Origin of the sequence: Frankia sp. EI5c, assembly GCF_001636565.1 — a bacterium.
Classification (GTDB): Bacteria; Actinomycetota; Actinomycetes; order Frankiales; family Frankiaceae; genus Parafrankia.
In genome coordinates this window covers 1-2,044 of sequence record NZ_LRTK01000091.1, presented here as the reverse complement: position 1 = coordinate 2,044, position 2,044 = coordinate 1, and the positions used below count along the sequence as shown (strand labels likewise).

At 66.3% G+C, this 2,044-nt stretch carries 2 protein-coding genes and 3 pseudogenes; 3 read left to right on the top strand and 2 right to left on the bottom strand.

What is annotated here, in order from left to right; genetic code table 11:
* Positions 1 to 941 precede the first annotated feature (941 nt).
* The 3 genes and pseudogenes from UG55_RS48030 to UG55_RS48020 form a co-directional block, all read left to right on the top strand.
* Positions 942 to 1,168: pseudogene (locus UG55_RS48030) on the top strand (DUF6416 domain-containing protein); the annotation flags it as partial.
* Position 1,169: 1 nt separating this feature from the next.
* Positions 1,170 to 1,240 (top strand): annotated as a pseudogene (locus UG55_RS48025) (hypothetical protein); the annotation flags it as partial.
* Position 1,241: 1 nt separating this feature from the next.
* Positions 1,242 to 1,373: DUF6416 domain-containing protein (locus tag UG55_RS48020; RefSeq protein ID WP_396230993.1), on the top strand; the 132-nt coding region annotated here is incomplete at its 5' end.
* A 153-nt stretch (positions 1,374 to 1,526) separates the two neighbouring features.
* Here the strand turns inward: UG55_RS48020 and UG55_RS48015 are convergent.
* Positions 1,527 to 1,708: pseudogene (locus UG55_RS48015) on the bottom strand (hypothetical protein); the annotation flags it as partial.
* 1 nt (position 1,709) lies between these two features.
* On the bottom strand, positions 1,710 to 1,802 hold a 93-nt coding region (locus UG55_RS48010; RefSeq protein ID WP_396230992.1), incomplete at its 3' end, for a hypothetical protein.
* Positions 1,803 to 2,044 lie beyond the last annotated feature (242 nt).

Genomic DNA, 2,044 nt, shown 5'->3' with positions numbered 1-2,044 from the left:
GCCGCCGGTCGAGTCCGCCAGGGCGCACGCCTTGGACAGCCAATCCGGGGCGGTGCCGTCTTCGGTGAGCAGTGTGCCCAGGTCCTGCATCTGCTCGTAGTCCAGCACCTCACGGCTCGGCGGGACCACCGGCCGGTGTGAGTTCGGCTTGCGGCGTCGGCTCACAGGGACACCCCGCGCGAGCTTGTCCCGGCACCAAATATNGTGTTGCAATTGTCTTGCACGCGATTCCTCCTCGCGTTAGACGCGGGAGTGACTACGAGGTTAAGCCAGCCCAGCCGCCTCACGGTCACTCCCGCGAGGCGTATTCAGGCAGCGTCGGTGGTCTTCTCGGCCGGAATTTTCTCGCTCATCAAGATGGCGAGCAGGCGACGATAGTCGTCGNGGCGTTCATCGGCCGACCACTGAGCGGTGGTCTCAGANTCAGAAGGCACGGCAAGGCTCCGTAGAGNGAGCGAACTTGCCTCACTTCTGACCGGCGCTCCCGCAGAGGCACTGCGGTACGGGTGTTGCCGGGGGCGGCGGGCTACCCAGACCCGCTCCGGAGGTGTGGTCTGCGACCAGACCGGTAGCGGGCTCTCGCCAGGCCGTCCACCTCCATTGGACCACGAGGTTTTCGCCCTACACAAGCGGATATGCGCGGGGTCCCCTGTGCCCGGTGGGCGCACCGAGACCCCTCCGGCGCGCGCACCGGCCCGAAGTACCGGCCACCCGCCGCGAGGTCGCGGACGGCCACGCCGGACGGCGGTAGTGACCTGCCTCAGACCCCGCCTACGGTGCCCACCGACGGGTGAGACCNGCCTGAAGACCCACCATGGCCGATGTCAGGTGGGTGTCAAGCCTGGCTCTGAGGCAGCTTTACCTAGTCAAGACCTAGGTTGTGTCGTATCGTGACGTGTCNACAGAGACCTGTTGGCTTCGACTGCTAGGGGGCAAACGTGATGGACGTAACCGTGAAGGTGCCTGAGGAGCGGCTGCCGGACTTCTACGCCATGTACGGCCGGTGGCTGGCCGGGCAGGACGCCCAGCCCGACGAGGAGCAGCCGACGGAGCCGATCGAGTGGTCCGAGCAAGATCTAGTGCTTGCCAAGATCGTCTGGGGTAAGTTCAGCGACCGCGCGAAGGCGATGTTCTCCACGCTGATCGACTCGCCCGGCAAGAAGTTCGGNGGCGTCCAGCTCGCGGACGCGCTCGACATCCCGAACGGCAAGTACGGCACGGCAGGCGTGCTCGCCTGGCCNGCCCGACACTGCACCGCGGTTGACCGGCTGCTGCCCTGCAAGTACGAGGACGGAGTTCTCGGTGATGGCGCGAACTACTGGATGACTCCAGCGGTCGCGACCCTGTTCAAGCAAGCCCGCGACGGCCAGTAGACCGAAGCGTCGGCCCCGTCACCGCGAGTTGGCCGTGCCGTGGCGGGGCGGCGCGGCCCACAGGTCACCCGTTGGACCGACNTCGGGGGNCAGGCGACCAGGCCACGATGATCCAATTGCTGTGTGAGCTGCTCCTCTTGAGCTAGCTCACAATTATTCAAGATCTTTTTTTTGAGGGTCGCCATCACTGTGCCCCCACGCCTGCACCAACACCGGGTTCACGGGGAAGTCCCGCAAGGCGAGGCGGAGGATGGTCCGGGGTCCGTCAGCGATGATCCCGAGGCGGACCAGCCGCGCAACCTCACGCCAGAACTCAAGGGGGCCAGCGGCTTGCCNGCTCGGTAGCCGGTGCGATGGGAACCCAGCGCGGTCGAGGAACTGCCTCGCGCTCGACTCCCTGTCGTAGATCTCCGCGAGAGTCTTGATCACGACTTCGCCCAGCTCGGCGGCTTCGTTCTCGCGCTCGTCGAGGCGTGACGCGCCACAGACGCAGGTGGCGGGGCCTGCGGACGGAGACGTCTGGTCGGGGGTGGTCCGCTGAGACCGAACGAACTTGCGNGGACGGCCGTCAACGATGAGGTATCCCGCGCGTGGGCCGTCATTCGTGACCCGAGCGACCATGCTCACCGACCTTCATCCGGCTACTCCGAGGTGATCGTACCTGGCAGGCC